17 protein-coding genes are annotated in these 16,800 nt (G+C 62.7%); 13 read left to right on the top strand and 4 right to left on the bottom strand.

The window, feature by feature from the left end; all coding sequences use genetic code 11:
• Positions 1–5: 5 nt before the first annotated feature.
• The 4 genes from AC57B6_RS18835 (at position 6) to AC57B6_RS18820 (ending at position 3,561) form a co-directional block, all read left to right on the top strand.
• On the top strand, positions 6–710 hold the full coding sequence (locus AC57B6_RS18835) for an SDR family NAD(P)-dependent oxidoreductase (protein WP_496421878.1): 705 nt from the start codon (positions 6–8) through the stop codon (positions 708–710).
• 195 nt (positions 711–905) lie between these two features.
• On the top strand, positions 906–2,435 hold the full coding sequence (locus AC57B6_RS18830) for a UdgX family uracil-DNA binding protein (RefSeq protein WP_496421877.1): 1,530 nt from the start codon (positions 906–908) through the stop codon (positions 2,433–2,435).
• Positions 2,436–2,622: 187 nt separating this feature from the next.
• Complete coding sequence (locus AC57B6_RS18825; protein WP_496421876.1) at positions 2,623–3,327, top strand: PIG-L deacetylase family protein; 705 nt, start codon at positions 2,623–2,625, stop codon at positions 3,325–3,327.
• A gap of 81 nt (positions 3,328–3,408) precedes the next feature.
• A complete protein-coding gene (locus AC57B6_RS18820; protein ID WP_165614491.1) occupies positions 3,409–3,561 on the top strand; it encodes a hypothetical protein in 153 nt (50 codons plus the stop codon).
• Positions 3,562–3,649: 88 nt separating this feature from the next.
• Here the strand turns inward: AC57B6_RS18820 and aepY are convergent, their stop codons facing one another.
• Positions 3,650–4,816: a phosphonopyruvate decarboxylase gene (gene aepY, locus AC57B6_RS18815; protein WP_496421875.1), complete on the bottom strand. Its 1,167-nt coding sequence runs from the start codon at positions 4,814–4,816 to the stop codon at positions 3,650–3,652.
• Positions 4,813–6,534, bottom strand: a complete 1,722-nt coding sequence (gene aepX / locus AC57B6_RS18810) for a phosphoenolpyruvate mutase (protein ID WP_030098843.1) — start codon at positions 6,532–6,534, stop codon at positions 4,813–4,815. The genes aepY and aepX overlap by 4 nt, the downstream gene beginning before the upstream one ends.
• On the opposite strand from aepX, the gene AC57B6_RS18805 reads away from it, so the two are divergent.
• The 4 genes from AC57B6_RS18805 to AC57B6_RS18790 all read left to right on the top strand — a co-directional run bounded on the left by AC57B6_RS18805 (position 6,509) and on the right by AC57B6_RS18790 (position 12,374).
• Positions 6,509–6,868 (top strand): hypothetical protein, encoded by a 360-nt coding sequence (locus tag AC57B6_RS18805; protein ID WP_496421874.1) that lies wholly within the window; start codon positions 6,509–6,511, stop codon positions 6,866–6,868. The two genes, aepX and AC57B6_RS18805, sit on opposite strands and share 26 nt — an antisense overlap.
• A gap of 1,078 nt (positions 6,869–7,946) precedes the next feature.
• Positions 7,947–9,488, top strand: a complete 1,542-nt coding sequence (locus AC57B6_RS18800; protein WP_046571208.1) for a methyl-accepting chemotaxis protein — start codon at positions 7,947–7,949, stop codon at positions 9,486–9,488.
• A gap of 390 nt (positions 9,489–9,878) precedes the next feature.
• Positions 9,879–10,502: a trimeric intracellular cation channel family protein gene (locus AC57B6_RS18795; protein ID WP_144194889.1), complete on the top strand. Its 624-nt coding sequence runs from the start codon at positions 9,879–9,881 to the stop codon at positions 10,500–10,502.
• 123 nt (positions 10,503–10,625) lie between these two features.
• Positions 10,626–12,374: a peptidoglycan D,D-transpeptidase FtsI family protein gene (locus tag AC57B6_RS18790; RefSeq protein WP_106353471.1), complete on the top strand. Its 1,749-nt coding sequence runs from the start codon at positions 10,626–10,628 to the stop codon at positions 12,372–12,374.
• Positions 12,375–12,425: 51 nt separating this feature from the next.
• Here the strand turns inward: AC57B6_RS18790 and AC57B6_RS18785 are convergent, their stop codons facing one another.
• Complete coding sequence (locus AC57B6_RS18785) at positions 12,426–13,541, bottom strand: GGDEF domain-containing protein (protein ID WP_046573029.1); 1,116 nt, start codon at positions 13,539–13,541, stop codon at positions 12,426–12,428.
• Between the two features lie 321 nt (positions 13,542–13,862).
• On the opposite strand from AC57B6_RS18785, the gene AC57B6_RS18780 reads away from it, so the two are divergent.
• The 4 genes from AC57B6_RS18780 to AC57B6_RS18765 all read left to right on the top strand — a co-directional run bounded on the left by AC57B6_RS18780 (position 13,863) and on the right by AC57B6_RS18765 (position 15,110).
• Positions 13,863–14,120 (top strand): DUF2866 domain-containing protein, encoded by a 258-nt coding sequence (locus AC57B6_RS18780; RefSeq protein ID WP_028193826.1) that lies wholly within the window; start codon positions 13,863–13,865, stop codon positions 14,118–14,120.
• Between the two features lie 126 nt (positions 14,121–14,246).
• Entirely contained in the window at positions 14,247–14,462 is a 216-nt protein-coding gene (locus tag AC57B6_RS18775) for a hypothetical protein (protein ID WP_496421873.1), read from the top strand.
• An 8-nt stretch (positions 14,463–14,470) separates the two neighbouring features.
• Entirely contained in the window at positions 14,471–14,629 is a 159-nt protein-coding gene (locus AC57B6_RS18770) for a hypothetical protein (protein WP_156034494.1), read from the top strand.
• A gap of 112 nt (positions 14,630–14,741) precedes the next feature.
• Positions 14,742–15,110: a hypothetical protein gene (locus AC57B6_RS18765; RefSeq protein ID WP_028193828.1), complete on the top strand. Its 369-nt coding sequence runs from the start codon at positions 14,742–14,744 to the stop codon at positions 15,108–15,110.
• 86 nt (positions 15,111–15,196) lie between these two features.
• Here AC57B6_RS18765 and AC57B6_RS18760 read toward each other — a convergent pair whose 3' ends face one another.
• Positions 15,197–15,823: a LysE family translocator gene (locus AC57B6_RS18760; RefSeq protein ID WP_046571213.1), complete on the bottom strand. Its 627-nt coding sequence runs from the start codon at positions 15,821–15,823 to the stop codon at positions 15,197–15,199.
• Between the two features lie 171 nt (positions 15,824–15,994).
• Between AC57B6_RS18760 and AC57B6_RS18755 the strand changes: the two genes are divergently transcribed.
• The gene (locus AC57B6_RS18755) at positions 15,995–16,579 is read left to right on the top strand and encodes an IMPACT family protein (protein WP_496421872.1); all 585 of its coding nucleotides are present in this window, start codon (positions 15,995–15,997) and stop codon (positions 16,577–16,579) included.
• The last annotated feature ends 221 nt before the right edge of the window (positions 16,580–16,800 follow it).

Raw genomic sequence — 16,800 nt, 5'->3', positions numbered from 1 at the left:
TACCCATGAAAAACACCCATTCGCAGAAAACCGTCCTCCTTGTCGGCACGTCCCGCGGCCTTGGATTGGCGATGGTCGAGGAATATCTGAAGCGCGGCTACCAGGTCATCGCCACCGGACGAACCGGCTCGACCGACAAGCTCCGGCATGTCGCGGAGGCTTCCGCTGGCGCGCTGGAAGTAGAAACTGTCGATATCACGATTCCGGAGCAGATCGCAGCGCTGCGCACCCGCCTTGCAGACCGTCGTATCGATGTGCTCTTTGTGAATGCCGGCGTCAAGAACGACGATGGGGAAACAATCGCGGATGTCTCAACCGAGGAATTCGTGCGGGTGATGGTGACGAATTCGCTAAGTCCGATGAGAGTCATCGACGCGTTTCAGGACCTCGTCCCGCCGACTGGAACGATTGGCGTCATGTCGTCGGGGCAAGGCAGTATCACCAACGCCACTAACGCGAATTACGAAGTCTATCGGGGCAGCAAGGCCGCCTTGAATATGTTCATGCGGACTTTCGCGGCGCGCAGCGCCGCGTATCCGCGCAGCCTTCTGCTGATGGCGCCTGGATGGGTCCAGACCGACATGGGCGGTCCTACGGCGCGCCTGACCATCGGGGAAAGCATTCCGAACCTGGTCAATACGATTGAGGCTTATGAAGGGCGTGCCGGCCTGCATTACCTCGACTACCTCGGAAGGGTCGTGCCGTGGTGACGGGCGCCGTTGACGCAAATACCCGTCGGCCGGCGAGTATGTCTCTGGCCCCGTTGCAATGTCACGCACCCGCAGCGCCGGCTTGATCCGGTCGACTTGATCCAGGCAGGCGTTCTGTCGCATACTGTATATCCATACAGTATTTTAGCAGCATAGGTACGCGCATCACGATGCGCGCATCCGCCGCGCGTCAGCATGAAACGCATTCCGATCGAACCGTCTTTCGCTACATGGCGGCGTGCCGCGCGGGTACTGCTGCGGCAAGGTATCGAGCCGCTACAGGTCGAGTGGGTCGAGTCCGAAGCTGAAGCGGGGGCTGCAACGCCGGGCGTGCCGACTACTGAATCCGCGTTTGCCACGGCGGGTGCCTCCGGCCCAGCAATCGCCGCCGCTGCCCCGGGCCTCGCCACACCCGTGATTCCGCGCGAACTGCTCTCCTGGCTGAAAACGGCGGCGTGCTTCCGCGCGCCGGACCGCTGGGCGCTGCTGTACCGCGTCCTTTGGCGCTGGACGCGCAGCGAGCGCAATGTCCTCGACCCCAGCGACCCGGACGGCGCGCTGCTGGATCAGCGCATCCGCACTATCGAGCGCGAAACCGAAGACCTGCTGACACTCACCCTGTTCAGACGGCGTGATCCGTCGATGGGGCCACCCGAATTCGTCGGCTGGTACGAGCCGCATCACGACTTGCTGGAGCGTGCCGCCGTGCGCTTCGCCGGGAGCATGGGCAATTCCACGTGGATGCTGGCCACGCCGCACGGCGCGGTGTTCTGGAACGGCATGCTGCTGCGCATTGACCGGCCGTTACTGGCGCAATGCGAGCAAGCCGCGCCTGCGTTCGCGGCCAGTGCGGCCGGTGCACTCAGTGGCGAAGCCGTCACCAGCACACCCACCGAGGCGCTCTGGCTCGCGTACTACAGCAACGCCGTCAATAGCCTGCCGTCGCCGGTGCCGCTGCGTTACTGGAGAATGCCGCCGGCAGGCCCACCGCTGCCCGCACATCTCGCGCGCGAACGCAGCCGTCTCGGCGCGCAAAGCGCGGCTGTCACCGTTCCCCGCAAACCGCCGGTCGAGTATTCGGCCGTGACGCCGCCCTTGCAGGAACCCACCGGCCCGCTCGCCACCTGCCGGCGCTGCGCGTTATGGCGCAACGCGAAACAGGCGGTGGCGGGCGCCGGGCCCGCACCTGCGGCGATCATGGTGATCGGCGAACAGCCGGGCGAAGACGAGAACCAGCATGGCGAGCCCTTCACCGGACCGGCCGGCCAACTGCTGGACACCGTGCTGGCGCGCGCCGGCCTCGAGCGCCAAGCGCTGTATCTGACGTATGCCGTCAAGCATTACAAATGGGAAACGCTCGACCAGCAACGCATCCATCGCACACCCGTGTGGCGCGAACTGGAGGCTTGTCAGTACTGGCTGGAAAAAGAACTGGCGCGGGTCGCGCCGCGCGTCATCGTCGCACTCGGCGCGACGGCGTTGCAAACACTGACCGGCGCGCACGTCAATCTGTCCGAATACCTTGGTCAAACCATTGCCCACGACGGGCGCCTGATCGTACCGACCTGGCATCCGTCGTATGCGCTAGGAATGGTCGACGCCACATTGCGCAACGACATCGTGGCGACCATCACGAGCGCGTTCAGCCGCGCAGCGGCGCTGGCAGAGGGCAGCGCGCCCGCTCGAGGTGAGCAGGTTCGGGATAGGCCAGAGACACAACGGTGAGCCTCTACGGGAAGCCGCCGCAGAATCGGCCCGCCCAGGCACGCGGTTTGCGGCGCTGACAACGATTACCACAAGCTGCGCCAATTCCGCCTAAGCTGATGTGACGCCGCCGATCCTGCGAGTGTGTCTCGCGCAAGATTGAAGCTTCGAACGCGGCCCTGCACGTCTCGCAATCTCCACACATTCCATGAGCGAAACCAGCCCACGCCTTTTTATCGTCTCGCCCCATTTCGATGACGCCGTCTTCAGTTGCGGCGCATTACTCGCCGCCCATCCCGACGCCGCGGTCTGTACCGTATTCGCCGCCCCGCCCGAGCAGGAAATGCAAACCGAATGGGATGCAAAGTCGGGATTCACGAGCGCCCATCAGGCCATCCGCGCCCGCACGCGCGAAGACAACCTCGCGCTCGAAGTGCTCGACGCGATTCCGCTGCGCATGCCGTTTCGCGACGGCCAATATCTGGATTCGCCGTCGATCGCCCGATTGGCGGCGGCGCTTGAAGAGACTATCTACCGCACGACCGCGAATACGCTGCTCATGCCGCTCGGCCTGCGGCACGAGGATCACGTCCTGGTATTCGAAGCCTGTTGCGAAATCCTGCCGCGGCTGTCACACCTCACATGGTTCGCCTATGAGGACGCGATTCACCGCCGCACGCCCGGCGTCGTGCAGGCGCGCCTCGCCGACCTCGCGCAACGCGGCATCGTCGCCACGCCGGACTATCCGAACGCGAGTCACACGATCGACCTGCCGCGCCGCCTCCAGCTCAAGCGCGAAGCGGTCAACGCTTACGCAAGCCAGCTACGCGCTTTCGGCGCCGGCAACTACGACGACGTTTTCGCCGCCGAACGCTACTGGCAGTTGAGCGCGGGCCGTCGCAGGAAAAAGTAAGAGGCGTGCGGTGCTGGATCGCCTACGCTAGAAGGAAACGGCCTGCGTTTAGGCACATTCCTGACTCAAAGAGGTGATGCAATGAGCTACGACATGCATACCAGCCCGATTCCCGATCCGAACGCCGATCCGAATCGGGACCCGGAAGCCGATCCGCTAGTGCCGCCGTCGCCGGGTCATCACACCGAAGAGCCGCAGCGGCCCGATGGACCGCCGGACAAAGATCCGGTGTGACGCCCGGGAGTCTGCCACCAGGCTGGCTAGCCCACGCGTTCCGTAAGCGTCACCGGCCCCGGATTGAGCAGCAGCCTTCACGGACTCCTTAAGCCGCGCCGATGTGGCGCATCAGGCGCGTCTTGACATCGGGCGGGGTGATCGTGGGACGCGGCAGGCCATCGGGCGTGCCGCGGCGAATCGCCAGTCGCACGAAGCGCGGGCCGTGGGGCGACGGCGCTGTGCCGAACAACTCGTCGATCACGTCGACGTCGTCGCTTTCAAGCGCCGACGCGTAACCGCAAGCCGCCGCGACACCCGCAAACGACACCTGCGGCGACACCGTCGCCTGACCACCGGTCGAATCGTGCGCGCCGTTGTCGAGCAGCACGTGCGTGAGATTCGACGGGCCGTACGCGCCGAGCGTGGCGAAGGCGCCCATGCGCATCAGCGCGGCGCCGTCGCCGTCGAGCGCGACCACGTGCAGATCCGGACGCGCGAGTGCAAGGCCCAGCGCAAACGGCGTCACGCAGCCCATCGAGCCGACCATGTACAACTGGTTGGGACGGTCGTCGATTGCATAGAGTTCGCGGCCGCAAAAACCGGTCGACGCGAGCACTACCGTGGATTCGAGCGGCGTGTGCGCGATGACTTTCTGCAGCGCGTCGTGACGCGAAGCCAATTCATTCGCCGCGACGTTTTTGAATTGCGAACGCGGCGCGACCGGCACGCGGCGCGCGCCCGCGGTGCCCTCTTTCAACTCATATGGCGCCACGCTGCCCTTTTGCATCACGAGTGCGTAGGGGCGGCCGGTTTCATCCATGTGGGCAATGGCACGATCCAGCGCCGGGCCGATCGCGTCAGCCTCAGTCGGGAAAGTCTCCCACGGAATCTCCATCGTATCGAGCATCGCGGGCGTGACGGGACCCATCAGTGCGTGCTGCGGTTCGTCCGCGACGCCGGGTTGCCCACGCCATGTCACGATCAGCAACTGCGGCAGACGGAAGGTCCACGTGAGCGAAGTCAACGGGCTCACCGCGTTGCCGAGTCCGGAGTTCTGCATCATCGTGATACCGCGCCGGCCGTTTTGCGCGCCGAGCGTGACGCCGGCGATCAACGCAACCGCATCGCCTTCATTGGCGGCCGAGACGTAATGCAGCGATTCGTCCTGCAATACGTAGTTGATGAACGGCGTCAGATACGAGCACGGCACACCTGCGTACCAGTCGAAACCGCGCTCGCGCGCCGCCTCGACAAACTGTGCTGCCTCGATCATTGCGCCGCTCCGCTGGCTTCGTTCGTCTTGCCGCCGGCCGCCGCCGCAAACGGCGCTTGCGCATGCGCGAAATCGCCGGCGCGACGGAAGTCTTCCAGATCGTTCACGCCGCGCCAGTGGCCGTGCACGTATTGCACTTCGATCGCCTCACCTGCCTCGATCAGCGCATTGAGCAGCGCCGGCATGTCGAGCGAATCGAAATCCGGGCGCGTCTGCAACTTGCCCAGCACCGCTTGCAGACGCTCGCGCCCTTCGCCGCGCACGTTCAGCAGACCCACCCAGCGGCCATGCGGCGTTTGCGAAGCGATGGCCGAGCTTGCTTCCTGCCCGCTCGACACGTGACGCAGCGTGACCTTGTTGCCGAACAGACCGCGATCGTCGGCTGCCGAGCACCATGCGAAGTCGCGCACGCTGGCGTTTTCCGCATCGGTCAGCGACGAATCCACCACGACGCTGAACGCGGCTTCGCTTTCGACCAGATCGCGCAGGATGTAGCTGCGGAACAGCAGATCGCCGTAGGAGATGACGGTATCGCCCGCGAGCTTGCCGGCCGCGCAGGCGAGCGACGCCAACTCGCCGGTTTGCGCGTGGCGTTCGTTGACGACCAGCTTGATCCCGGCCGTGTCGATCGCATCGGCGCGATAACCGCCGACCACGGTGATGTCGTTGACGCTTTGCTTCTTGAACGCGTCGACGAGCCAGCGCAACAGCGGCTTGCCCGCGATCGGCAGCATGACTTTCGGACGGTCTTCGGTGACGGCTTCGAGCCCCTTGCCGCGGCTGGCCGCGAGCACGATGGCGGAGCCGGCGGAGCGCCCGCTGGACAGATAGCGGTCTTCGGCTTCCGAGTATTCGTCCGCGTCTTGCAGACGGAAGATTTCGTTGACGGCGGCGATGCTGTCTTCGACGTTGACGAGCGTTTCGCTCGAGTGAATTTCCTTGGCGACGGCCTGCATGGCCGAGGTTGCCGCGCGGATCAGATGATTTGCCCAGATGACCGTGCTGATGCCGGCTTCGCGGAACACTTCGGTGGGCGTGCTGTAGTACTTGGTCGGCACGATGACGAGCGGCCCGCGGCCCGCCCATTCGCGTGCGAACTCGAGAATTTCATCGGGGCGCGAGAGCTTGCTGTGGATCAGGATCGCGTCCGCGCCTGCTTGCCTATAGGCTTCCGCGCGACGCAGCGCTTCGTCCATGCCCCAGCCGGCGATGAGTGCTTCGACGCGGGCGACGATCGAGAAATTTTCATCCGACTGCGAGTCTTTGCCGGCTTTGATCTTGCCGCAGAACTCGTCCATATCGGCGAGCGGCTGGGCTTCGCCGTTGATGAAGCTGTTTGTTTTCGGGAATTGCTTGTCTTCGATACAGACGCCGGCGATGCCGCGCTGTTCGAGTTTGCGCACGAGGCGGCGCACGTTGTTGAAGTTGCCGTAGCCGGTATCGCCGTCGAGGAGGATGGGCAGATCGCTGGCATCGGCCATGAATTCGAGGTTATCGACGACTTGCGTCCAGCTCGCTTCGTTATTGTCGCGCACGCCGAATTGGGCGGAGATCGCGAGACCCGAACCCCAGATCGCCTTGAAGCCCGCTTCGCGGACGATACGGGCGGAGAGACCGTTATGGGCCTCCATCATGAATTCGAGTTCGTTGCTGACGAGCATCTGGCGCAGGCGTGCGCTGCGGGAAACCGGGATGAATGCGGGTTCGCGGGCGTTCATTTTCTTTACTCCTGGTGGCGGGCTTATTGGTGCTCTTTTTTGCCCGGCTGGCGACTGGAAAATGGCGACTATAGCTGAAATCGTTTTTATTGGTAGTGATGGTTGTATTCACCTTTTTTGGGTGTTGTTGTTAAGTGGGGAAATGTGCTGTTTTTTGCATTTCATGCAGAGTAGTTTTTGGTTGGGGTTTTTTGGCGTTACGTGGAGAAATGTGATTGGGCCCTGCGGGGCTTGGGGTTTGGGGTGGGTTTTTTCGTTTTCTATTTATTTTGTTTTTATGGTTTATATGGTTGGTGTTTGTTTTTCTGTATTGGCGTCGGTCGTGGTTTATTAGTGTTTATCTTTTGGCCTTTCCTTGTTTTGTTAATGGTCTATTGGCGTTGCCCCTGTGCGGGGCGGCACTTACTTTCTTTGCCGCCGCAAAGAAAGATAAGCAAAGAAAGCGGCTCACACCGCTAATTCTTAAGCGGGTCCCCTGGCTTGGAGGGGGTAGTGGTGCATCTGGAATCTGCGTTCTCGCACATTCGGCTTTAGTGACAAGGCCGTCATACCTCCGGCGGCGCTGCGCGCGCCGATACCCGGCTCATAAAACCGGCCGCCGGATTTTCGCTTCCGCGGTTTGGTCCCTTCCCAGCTCGCCGTTGCGTCGCTGCCACCGGGCTGCGGTTTCATTCTCCCGTTTGTCCCGTTCCCTGATTCGTTGTTGCCTCGCTGCTCCCTCGATGCCGTTTCGCTATCGCGTTTGCGCCTTTCCCTAACTCGCCGTTGCTTCGCTGCTGCAAGCGCAACCGCGGCAGCGATCGCGATTGCACCGCGAATGCGACGCACGCCATTTCATTAAAGTGGGGTTGGCCAATCAGAGCGGGGGCATCTCGCCGAGGCGAAGCCGACGGCCCCCGCTGCGCGAAGCGAAGCCGCTGGTTTCCCTGACAGACCCGTCCGCGACGCACGCAGTGCGGAGTGGGAGCTGATGAGCGCCTTGTCACTAGCGCGGAGTGCGCGGGGGCACGGATTCCAGATGCACCACTACCGTGGCTGCGCGGGGGACCCGCTTAAGAATTAGCGGTTTGAGCCGCTTTCTTTTGCCTACTTTTCTTTGCGGCAGGCAAAGAAAAGTAGGTGCCGCCCCGCACAGGGGCAACGCTAATAGACCACTAACAAAGGAAGGAAAGGCCAAAAGACCAAAAGACCAAAAGACCAACACCAGAACAGACCACAATCAATACAAAAAAAGCCCAACGGCATAACCCCCTTTTGATCAGACAAATAAAAACAACGGGTTTCCCCTCCCTGCGGAGCAACGAACAAGCACCCGTAAACACAGTAAGCGACAAGCCACTCGCTGCAAGCGAAACACAGAAAGAGCCCTTGACCGACCACCTCGCGAAAGCAAAAGCGAAACACCTCCCGCTATGACTCTGAACAAAAAACTAGCCTCAATGATCGCCGTCCTCTGGACCGGCCTGATCCTGATCGGCGGCTTCGGCGCATGGCAAAACCGTGCGTCGATGATCTCGGACCGCCGTGACCAGCTCGCCTCGCTGATCGACCAGGCGAATCACATCGTCAACCGCTACTACACCCTAGCCCAGCAACACACAATCACCGAAGACGAAGCCAAAAAGCAGGCGCTAGAAACACTCGCCGCGATGCGCTACGGCAAAGACGGCTACATCTCCGTCAACAACTCGCAATCGGTCATGCTAATGCACCCGTTCAAACCGGAACTGGTCGGCAAAAATCTGACTCAATTCACCGACCCGGCCGGTAATCACCTTTTCACCGATATCGTCGAGGCAGGCAATCACGACGGCGGCGGCTACGTCGACTATCTCTGGTCCAAGCCCGGCAGCGACAAACCCGTGGCGAAAACCAGCTTCTCGCTGCGCTTCGCGCCGTGGGACTGGTATCTCGTCACCGGCATGTACATGGACGACGTGCAGAACGCGTTCTACGCCAATCTGCTGCGCTGGCTCGTCATCACCGTGACGCTCGGCGCAATCGCGACCGCGGTCATGCTGCTGGTATTGCGCAGCATCCGCCGCACACTCGGCGGCGACCTGGAAGTCGCGGTCGAAGCGGCTCAACTCATGGCGCGCGGCAACCTCGCCACGCGCGTGCCGATACACACGAACGACACCAACAGTCTGCTGCACGCGCTCCACACCATGCAGGCCGGTCTCGTCGATACGGTGTCGCGCGTGCGTCTCGGCACCGAAAACATCAACATCGGCGCAACCGAAATCGCCGCCGGCAACACGGATCTGTCGCAACGCACCGAGGAGCAAGCCGCGGCGCTCGTCGAAACGGCGTCGAGCATGGATCAGATGACGGTCAACGTGAAGCAGAACGCGGACAGCGCGCTGCAGGCCGCCCATCTCGCCGGGCAGGCCGCGGATGTGGCCACGCGCGGCAGCCGCGTGGTCGACGACGTGGTGCGCACGATGGGCGAAATCACCAGCAGCTCGCGGCAGATCGGCGACATCATCGGCGTGATCGACGGCATCGCGTTCCAGACCAACATCCTCGCGCTCAATGCGGCCGTCGAAGCAGCACGCGCGGGCGAACAGGGACGCGGCTTCGCCGTGGTCGCCGCCGAGGTGCGCAGCCTCGCACAGCGCTCCGCCACGGCCGCAAAGGAAATCAAGGCGTTGATCGAAACGTCCACGCATACCGTCGAAGCCGGCGCGTCGCTAGTCGCCAACGCGGGTTCGACCATGGGCGAGATCGTGCAGTCGGTGCGCCGCGTGAACGAAATCCTCGAGGAAATCAGCAATGCGTCGCGCGAACAGAGCGCGGGCATCGAACAGGTCAATCGCGCAGTCGGCGAAATGGATCAGGTCACGCAACAGAATGCCGCGCTCGTCGAACAGGCCGCAGCCGCAGCCCATTCGCTGAAGGATCAGGTCGGCGTGTTGCGCGAGGCGATCTCGAGCTTCGCGTTGCCGGCCTGAGAACGTCGGAGAAAAAAGAAGGCGCCCAACAGGCAGAGAGCGCCTCTTTAACACGCCGCGTCGGAGTCGACGCATTAATCGAACGAACCAGCCGCACGGATTTTCAAGTCCGTGCGGCTTTTTTGTGGGCGCTCGTGGCGACGGCTCAGGCCACAGCCACGTCCGCTTCAAAAAGATCGGGATAAAACCCCTGTCATTCAGCAGACGCTTACTTCGCCCGATCCCGCAACGAAGTTAAGCCGATTTTGTCATTGCCGAATTCGGCTTAAGAAATTTTCATCAAGAGCCGCCGCTTCCGATAATGGCCGCTTTCGAACACGCGCCTCGCGGCAAGCTCCGATGCGCGGAGTCCTTGATCTCGCCAGCGCCGCCCCACCAAGGCTCGCCGCCATGTTGCTCCATTCCCTCTACCTGCTTGCGATCGTCGCCGAAGCCATGTCCGGCGCCATGATGGGCATGCGCCGCGGCATGGACCGCTTCGGCCTATGCCTCGTCGGCACCGTCACCGCACTCGGCGGCGGCACGGTGCGCGACGTCTTGCTCGGCCACTATCCCCTTGCATGGATCTCGCATCCAGATTACGTTCTGATTACAATTGGGGCGGCGTCGATTGCCGCGGCCGGCGCCAGATGGTTGCGCAACTGGCAAGGGCTGTTTGTCACGGTCGACGCCATCGGCCTGATCGCGTTCACGATCATCGGTTGCGATGTTGCCGCGACACTCGACGTGAGCCCTGCCATCGTCGTGCTGGCAGGCGCGATCACCGGCGTGTGCGGCGGCATGCTGCGCGACCTGCTGTGCAATCAGATACCGCTCGTGCTGCGCGAGGAACTGTACGCCAGCATCGCGCTCGGCGCGGGCGCACTGTATGTGGCCCTGCAAGCCTGCGATGTCGCGCCGGGGCCGGCCTCCATCGTGGTGCTGGCAGGCGGCTTCACGGTGCGCATGATGGCCGTGCGGTTTCGCTGGCAACTCAAGGTATTCACCGCCGCCGATTCGGGCGGCGCAAGCTAATCCCGCAGCACGCCACGCGCGTGCGGCTTTCACTCGAGGAGCCCGCTCGACAGTCACGCGTAACAGGCCGCCGGCCTTGCCGGTTTCAGCCCGCCACGCGAGCGCTGCTCGCTCACCGCACTCATGGTCCAAAAGAAGAAATCGCAGTCGCATGATCCGTACGCGCCCGTCGCGAAGAACCATTTGCTGGCCGCGCGCCTGCCGATGTGGCGCTCGAAACTCGTCATCCTGCTGGTGTTCAGCGCGTTCGCATCGCTGGTTGCGCGCGCGTTCTGGGTGCAGATCGTCAATCAGGATTTCTACGTCGATCAGGGGCAAAAACGCTATCAGCGCACCCTCGAACTCGATGCCACACGCGGGCGCATCGTCGACCGTAATGGCTCGCTGCTCGCCGTCAGCCTCGCGACCTATGAGATCTGGGCCTCCCCCAAGCTGCTCGACGAAGCCGCCTTCGCGCCGCTTTCGAAGCTGCTCGACCTGCCGTTGGCGGAACTGCGCCGGCGTCTGAATGGCGACAAGACCTTCGTGCTGCTCAAGCGCCAGGTGGATGCGGACACCGCCGACCATCTGAACAAACTCGGCCTCGCCGGCATCACGCAAATCGCGGATTCGAAACGCTTTTATCCGGAAGGCGAATCGGCCGCGCACGTGGTTGGCTTCACGGATATCGAGGACAACGGCCAGGAAGGCGTCGAACTCGCCGCCAACGAACAACTGCTCGGCGTGCCGGGCCAGCGCGAAGTGATCCGCGACCGGCTGGGCCGGGTGGTGTCCGAGACCCGGCCGCTGGTACCCGCGCAAAACGGCGACACGATCCACCTGACGATTGACCGGCGCATCCAGCAACTCGCCTACACGCAACTGAAGGAGGCCATCGCCAAACATCATGCTGAAGCCGGCAGCGTGGTGGTGCTCGACGCGCGTAACGGCGAGATTCTGGCGCTCGCCAATTATCCGAGCTTCGATCCGAACGACCGCGCGCGGCTAACCGGAAGGCAACTGCGCAATCGCGCGGTGGTCGACACCTTCGAGCCGGGTTCGACGATCAAGCCGGTCGTCGTCGCACTGTCGATCGACGAAGGCAAGGTGCGGCCGCAAAGCATCATCGATACCGCGCCGGGTTGGTACAAGATCGGCCCCGCCGTGATTCACGACACGTCGAATCATGGCGCCATGACGGTTGCCGAAGCGGTGCAGAAGTCGAGCAATATCGCACTTGCCAAGCTTGCGCTGAATCTGCCCGCCGAAACGATCTGGAACAAGTATCAGGAATACGGGCTCGGATTGAGGCCGGACTTGACCTTTCCGGGTGTCGCGTCGGGCAAGGTTCGCCCGTACAAACGCTGGCGTCCAATCGAACAGGCGACCATGGCCTATGGCTACGGCCTGTCCACTTCGCTGCTGCAGATTGCGCAGGTCTACACCGCCTATGCCGGCGACGGCACCCTGCATCACGTGAGTCTGTTGCGCAAGGACCAGGGCGCGGACAGGGACGCGGGTGCGGCCCGCGCGGCGCCGGCGGCGGACACAGGCCATGCGGTCACGACGCCCGCCACCGCGCGCGCGATCCGCTTGATGCTCGAAATGGCCACGGGTCCGGGCGGCACGGGGCGCGCAGCGGCAGTGGAAGGCTACCGGATCGGCGGCAAAACCGGCACGGCGCGCAAACAGGTCGGCGCCACTTACGCGAAAAACCGTTACCGCGCGCTGTTTGTCGGCATGGCGCCGATGAGCGATCCACGGCTAATCGTCGCCGTCATGATCGACGACCCGGCCGGCAAAGCGTTTTACGGAGGCACGGTGGCCGGCCCCGTGTTCGGCGCGGTGACGGGTGGCGCGCTGCAATTGCTGGGCGTGCCGCCGGACGCGTGAGGGTCTCCGCTGCTCCGTCAATTACGCGCGCTGCCATTGCCGCAGCAAGGGTCAGCGTGCAGCGTTATTGCTGGCCGCTTGCACCAGCGCTTCGATGCGGTTGCGGCCATTGCGTTTGGCGCAGTACATCGCCCGATCGGCTTCTTCTATCATCGCGTGACCGTGCACGGCCGCCTCGGCCGGAGTGCCGGTAATCGTGCGCGCCGCCACGCCAACCGACACCGTCAGTGTAATTCGTTCGCCGTGGTCGTCCTGCAAATCCAATTTTTCGACCGCCTGCCGCACGCGCTCGGCTACCGTCAGCGCATCGGCCCGATCGCCTTGCAGCAGCGCGGTGAATTCTTCACCGCCGTAGCGCGCCACGGTGTCGCCCAGCCGCACCTGCTGCCGCACGCAGGCCGCCACCGCCGCCAGCGCGCGGTCGCCGGTCTGGTGCCCGTAGGTGTCGTTGATCAGCTTGAAATTGTCGATATCGATGAACAGACACGCGACCGGCACGCCATACCGGACGGCGCGCATGATCTCCTCGCGCAGCCGTTCGTCGAAGTAGCGGCGATTGGCGAGGCCGGTCAGCGAATCGGTCATACCGAGTTGCTTGAGCCGCTCGCGATGTGCGACGTTGTCGAGACTCGCCGTCACGATGCTTGCAAAGCGTTCCAGAATATCTGTCGCCATGCCTTCGGCAAAACGCGCGGGATCGTCGCTGCAGAGGCACAGATAGCCACTGGCGGTATCGCCGGCGGCAAGCGGCAACAAGATCGCGCTAGCCGGCGTATCGATGTCGCCGAAGAACGCGCGGCGCGCCATTTCATCCAGTTCGTTCAGCTTGCCCAGCCACGGCCGTCCCGCGTCGCACAGCCCCTGGGCGGCGAGACCACCTTCGCGCGAGGTTCTCAGATTGGCTTGATCGAGCGCATGCAAAGCGCCCGGCTCGAGGAGTTCGAGCAACATCGGCGCGCGGTCGTCGAGCCATAACACGACGCTCGCCAGCGAGAATTCTCGCGGCAGATGGCTAAACAACGTGTCGAGAAACGACGTGAAATCCTGAGCGCCGATCAGCCTCAACTCGACGTTCTGGAAGCGGCGCAGCGTGCGCTCATTGTGCTGCACCGTATCGACGAGCGAGCGAAGGCGGTCTGAAAGCGGCGTTTGAGCGAGATTCGTCACGTTATCGATGCGAGCCCGAAGGCGGAGCGAGGTCGGCGGCCCCAATCGCTGTAATAACGGCCAATTCTGTGAGGTCTTGAGGGTTGGATCATCGCGCGCGTAAAACAGCGGCTTGACGAGACGATCGGGCAAACGGACTCAGTGCGGGAATCCGGTCGCGCGCTTAAGTTTGGCTTTTAAGTTTGGCTTAATTCTTACCTGTAACTATGACACTCAACATCCCCTGTTGAGCCGCCAGAACATCGGCGGCGCTTTTTTCTCCGGGGGTGTCGCCGACGCGCGGATACATGGGCAGCATGCCTGCGAACAAGGAGTCAAACCATGGTGGAAGACACGGTATTCGAGTATTTGCGCGCGATGCCCGGCAACGAATGGGTGCGCCAGATCCACTCGTGCAAAGTCTCGGACCCTTTGCAGCCCCCTTGGGGACGCTCGTACAGGCTCGTCGAATGGACCATGAAACACACCCCCGAGTCGAGCCGCCGCGTGGTGCCCGCGGAAAGCACGCCACTCGAAATCGCACAGGCGGTCGTGTCGCACATTCCGGGGCGCCGTTTCTGCCAGCAAAGCGACGACTGATCTGGCCGAGCGCGTTGTTCGAATAGAAGTCCGAACCATCCGCCAGCTGCTTCGACTTTGTATCGACCTGAATTTTTCCGGCCTGCGCCCCCGCTTCGTACAGAGAGATCCGCGTGGCGAGCGAGCATGAACCACCCGGGCCTGTATGCCGCATCCGGCGACAAACGCGCGTTGTATCTGACCACGCTCGAACGTTATATCGAGGCCGGCCGTCTCCCGAAGCTCGCGCCGGCGATTTTGCACAGCCTCGCGTTGCGCTCCCGCGCGGGCGATTCGCGCGCGTCGTTGCGGGCCACGGCTGTTGCGGGGGTGGCGTTGCTATGCGGCGATGCGGGCAGCTAACCAGGCCTTTGCAATGGTTGACAGTCACGGCGAACGGTTACACCTATCATGGCTCGATTCATCCGACGCGCTATGGTCCCGACATGAACTATCCGTACGATGTACTGACTGCCGCCTGTCTTTTCATCATCGTGGTCTCCACGTCCATCATGCTCGCGCTCAGCTGAGCGTCGTAACGGCGCCCTTTTGGCGGGGCTGATATTCGCTCGACACGCGCTACGCGTTTCCGTAAAAAGACGGGCTATACTGTATGCATATACAGTACTTTTCGTCTGAGCAATGCACCTTCCTCCCTTCGACCCTCCCACGCTCGCTGAACTGCGCGCCTGGTGGCGCACGTGCGACGAGCAGGCCATTCATCGGCTTATCCTCGAGATCCAGCGCCAACGGCTCACGTTGCTGGAATTGCGCAACCTGATCGACAGCGGCGTCCAGCAGGCGCGTGCCGCCGACCGCTCGCTAGTCGAGCGCGGCGAGCCATTAATGACACTACGCATACGGATCGCGCAAGAGGTGCTGCGTGTGGGGGATATCGACGATACGCGGCAGATGAGCCGCGCCGCACAGGAAAAGCTCGCCGTGCGCACTCAGGGCCAGATGGAATACGCACGTGAAGGCCGCTTGAGGCGGCAGCGGCGGAATATCTAGCTCGGGCACGGTGCCCGAGCTAACCAGCGTATTTCCGCGCGCGCCCGAACTAAGGCACGGCGCGCGGCCAGGTCGGTCCCGCTGAATCAGCGCGTTTGCGTCGCAACGCGCAGGCCGAGCGAAATAAACAGCACGCCGATAATCTTGTTCTGCCAGCGGCTAAGCCATGTCATGCGCTTGACGAGTTTGCCCAACGGACGAATGGTCAGCACGATCAGCGTTGTATAAAGCGCGCTCATGCCCACGAAGATCAATCCGAGCGCCGCGAACTGCAGGAATGACGAGCCGTGCTCCGGGTGAACGAACTGCGGCAGGAAGGCGAGGAAAAACAGCGCGGTCTTGGGATTCAACACTTCGGCAGGAATCGCCTGAAAGAAGGCCTTGGAAGCGGATACGGGCGCGACCGCCGGCAAATGCGTGCTCGCCTGTTTCTCGCGCAACGCGCGAATGCCCAGGTAGACCAGGTACGCCGCGCCGACGAATTTCACGGCATTGAAGGCAAGTGCCGAGGTCATCAGCAGGGCCGACAGCCCGACCGCCGCGCCTAGCGTATGGATGAAATCGCCCACGGCGATACCGAGACCGGTGAGTATGCCGGCCTTGCGCCCACCATGCACCGTGCGCGTCAAAACCAGCAGCACGGCCGGACCGGGAATCAGAAAGAGCCCTAGTACAACGGCGACAAACGTTCCTAGCGTTGAAAGGTCGAGCATGTCATCTCCTGGGTGGCGCGCCTCGTTCATTGGACAGGGTCGCGTTCAGCAGTCGATTATAGACATTCGCCGATTAGCCGTCGGCGATCCGTTACCATGGCGGGCACGGGGCTGCGTGAGATGCACACGCCCCATGAGTCCGCAACTTTTCCGTCCACTGAAGTCTTAGCCTTGCCCACCTATACCCTGCCCGCGCCGCTCAGCGCGGAACTCGAAATCCGTAAGAGCCGTTTCATCGCGCATGCGATACCGGTCGCCGACCGCGACGCCGCGATGGCCGAGTTGCGGCGTCTGCGCGACGAGCATCCTAGCGCGACGCATGTGTGCTGGGCGCTGCTGGCGGGTGGCCAGTCAGGCATGTCCGACGACGGCGAGCCGTCGGGAACCGCGGGCCGGCCCATTCTCGAAGTGCTGCGGCATCATGATCTGGACGGCGTGCTCGCGGCCGTCGTGCGGTATTACGGCGGCGTCAAACTGGGTGCCGGCGGGCTCGTGCGAGCGTACACCGATGCGATTGCCTCGGCCCTACTGGATGCGCCACGGGTGGAGCGGATTGCTCAGGTCACGCTGATCGTCGAAGTGAGTTACGCCGACGAAGCGAAAGTGCGCAGATGGATCGAAGCCGAAGGCTATGGACTCGTCGACAGCACTTACGGGATGCTGGTGAAGATGACGATCCGGCTTCCGGTCAACGCGGTCGACGATGCACGGCTGGCGCTCGTGGATATGACTCAGGGCAAGGCCGGTTTCTTCTGATCGCGTTTGCCCTCCGCGCTCGTCGCGAAGAGGGCAAACGCAGAATCAGAACGCGTATCTTATGCCGGCAAAAACACTCCTTCCCTCCCCGGGATAAAAGATGCCTCTTTTCAATTCTCAGTGGGTGGGTTGGCGGGTCAAGTACGGGCGCCAGCCCGGCGAAGCGAATACTTGACGTGCCTTGAAGAAGTAAGCTGAGAGAGGGCTGGTTGCGGCAGAAT

Source organism: Paraburkholderia sp. BGA-UO-ETr-F12, assembly GCF_059567945.1.
The sequence above is the reverse complement of the archived record's forward strand: the minus strand, read 5'-3'. Positions and strand labels throughout refer to the sequence as shown.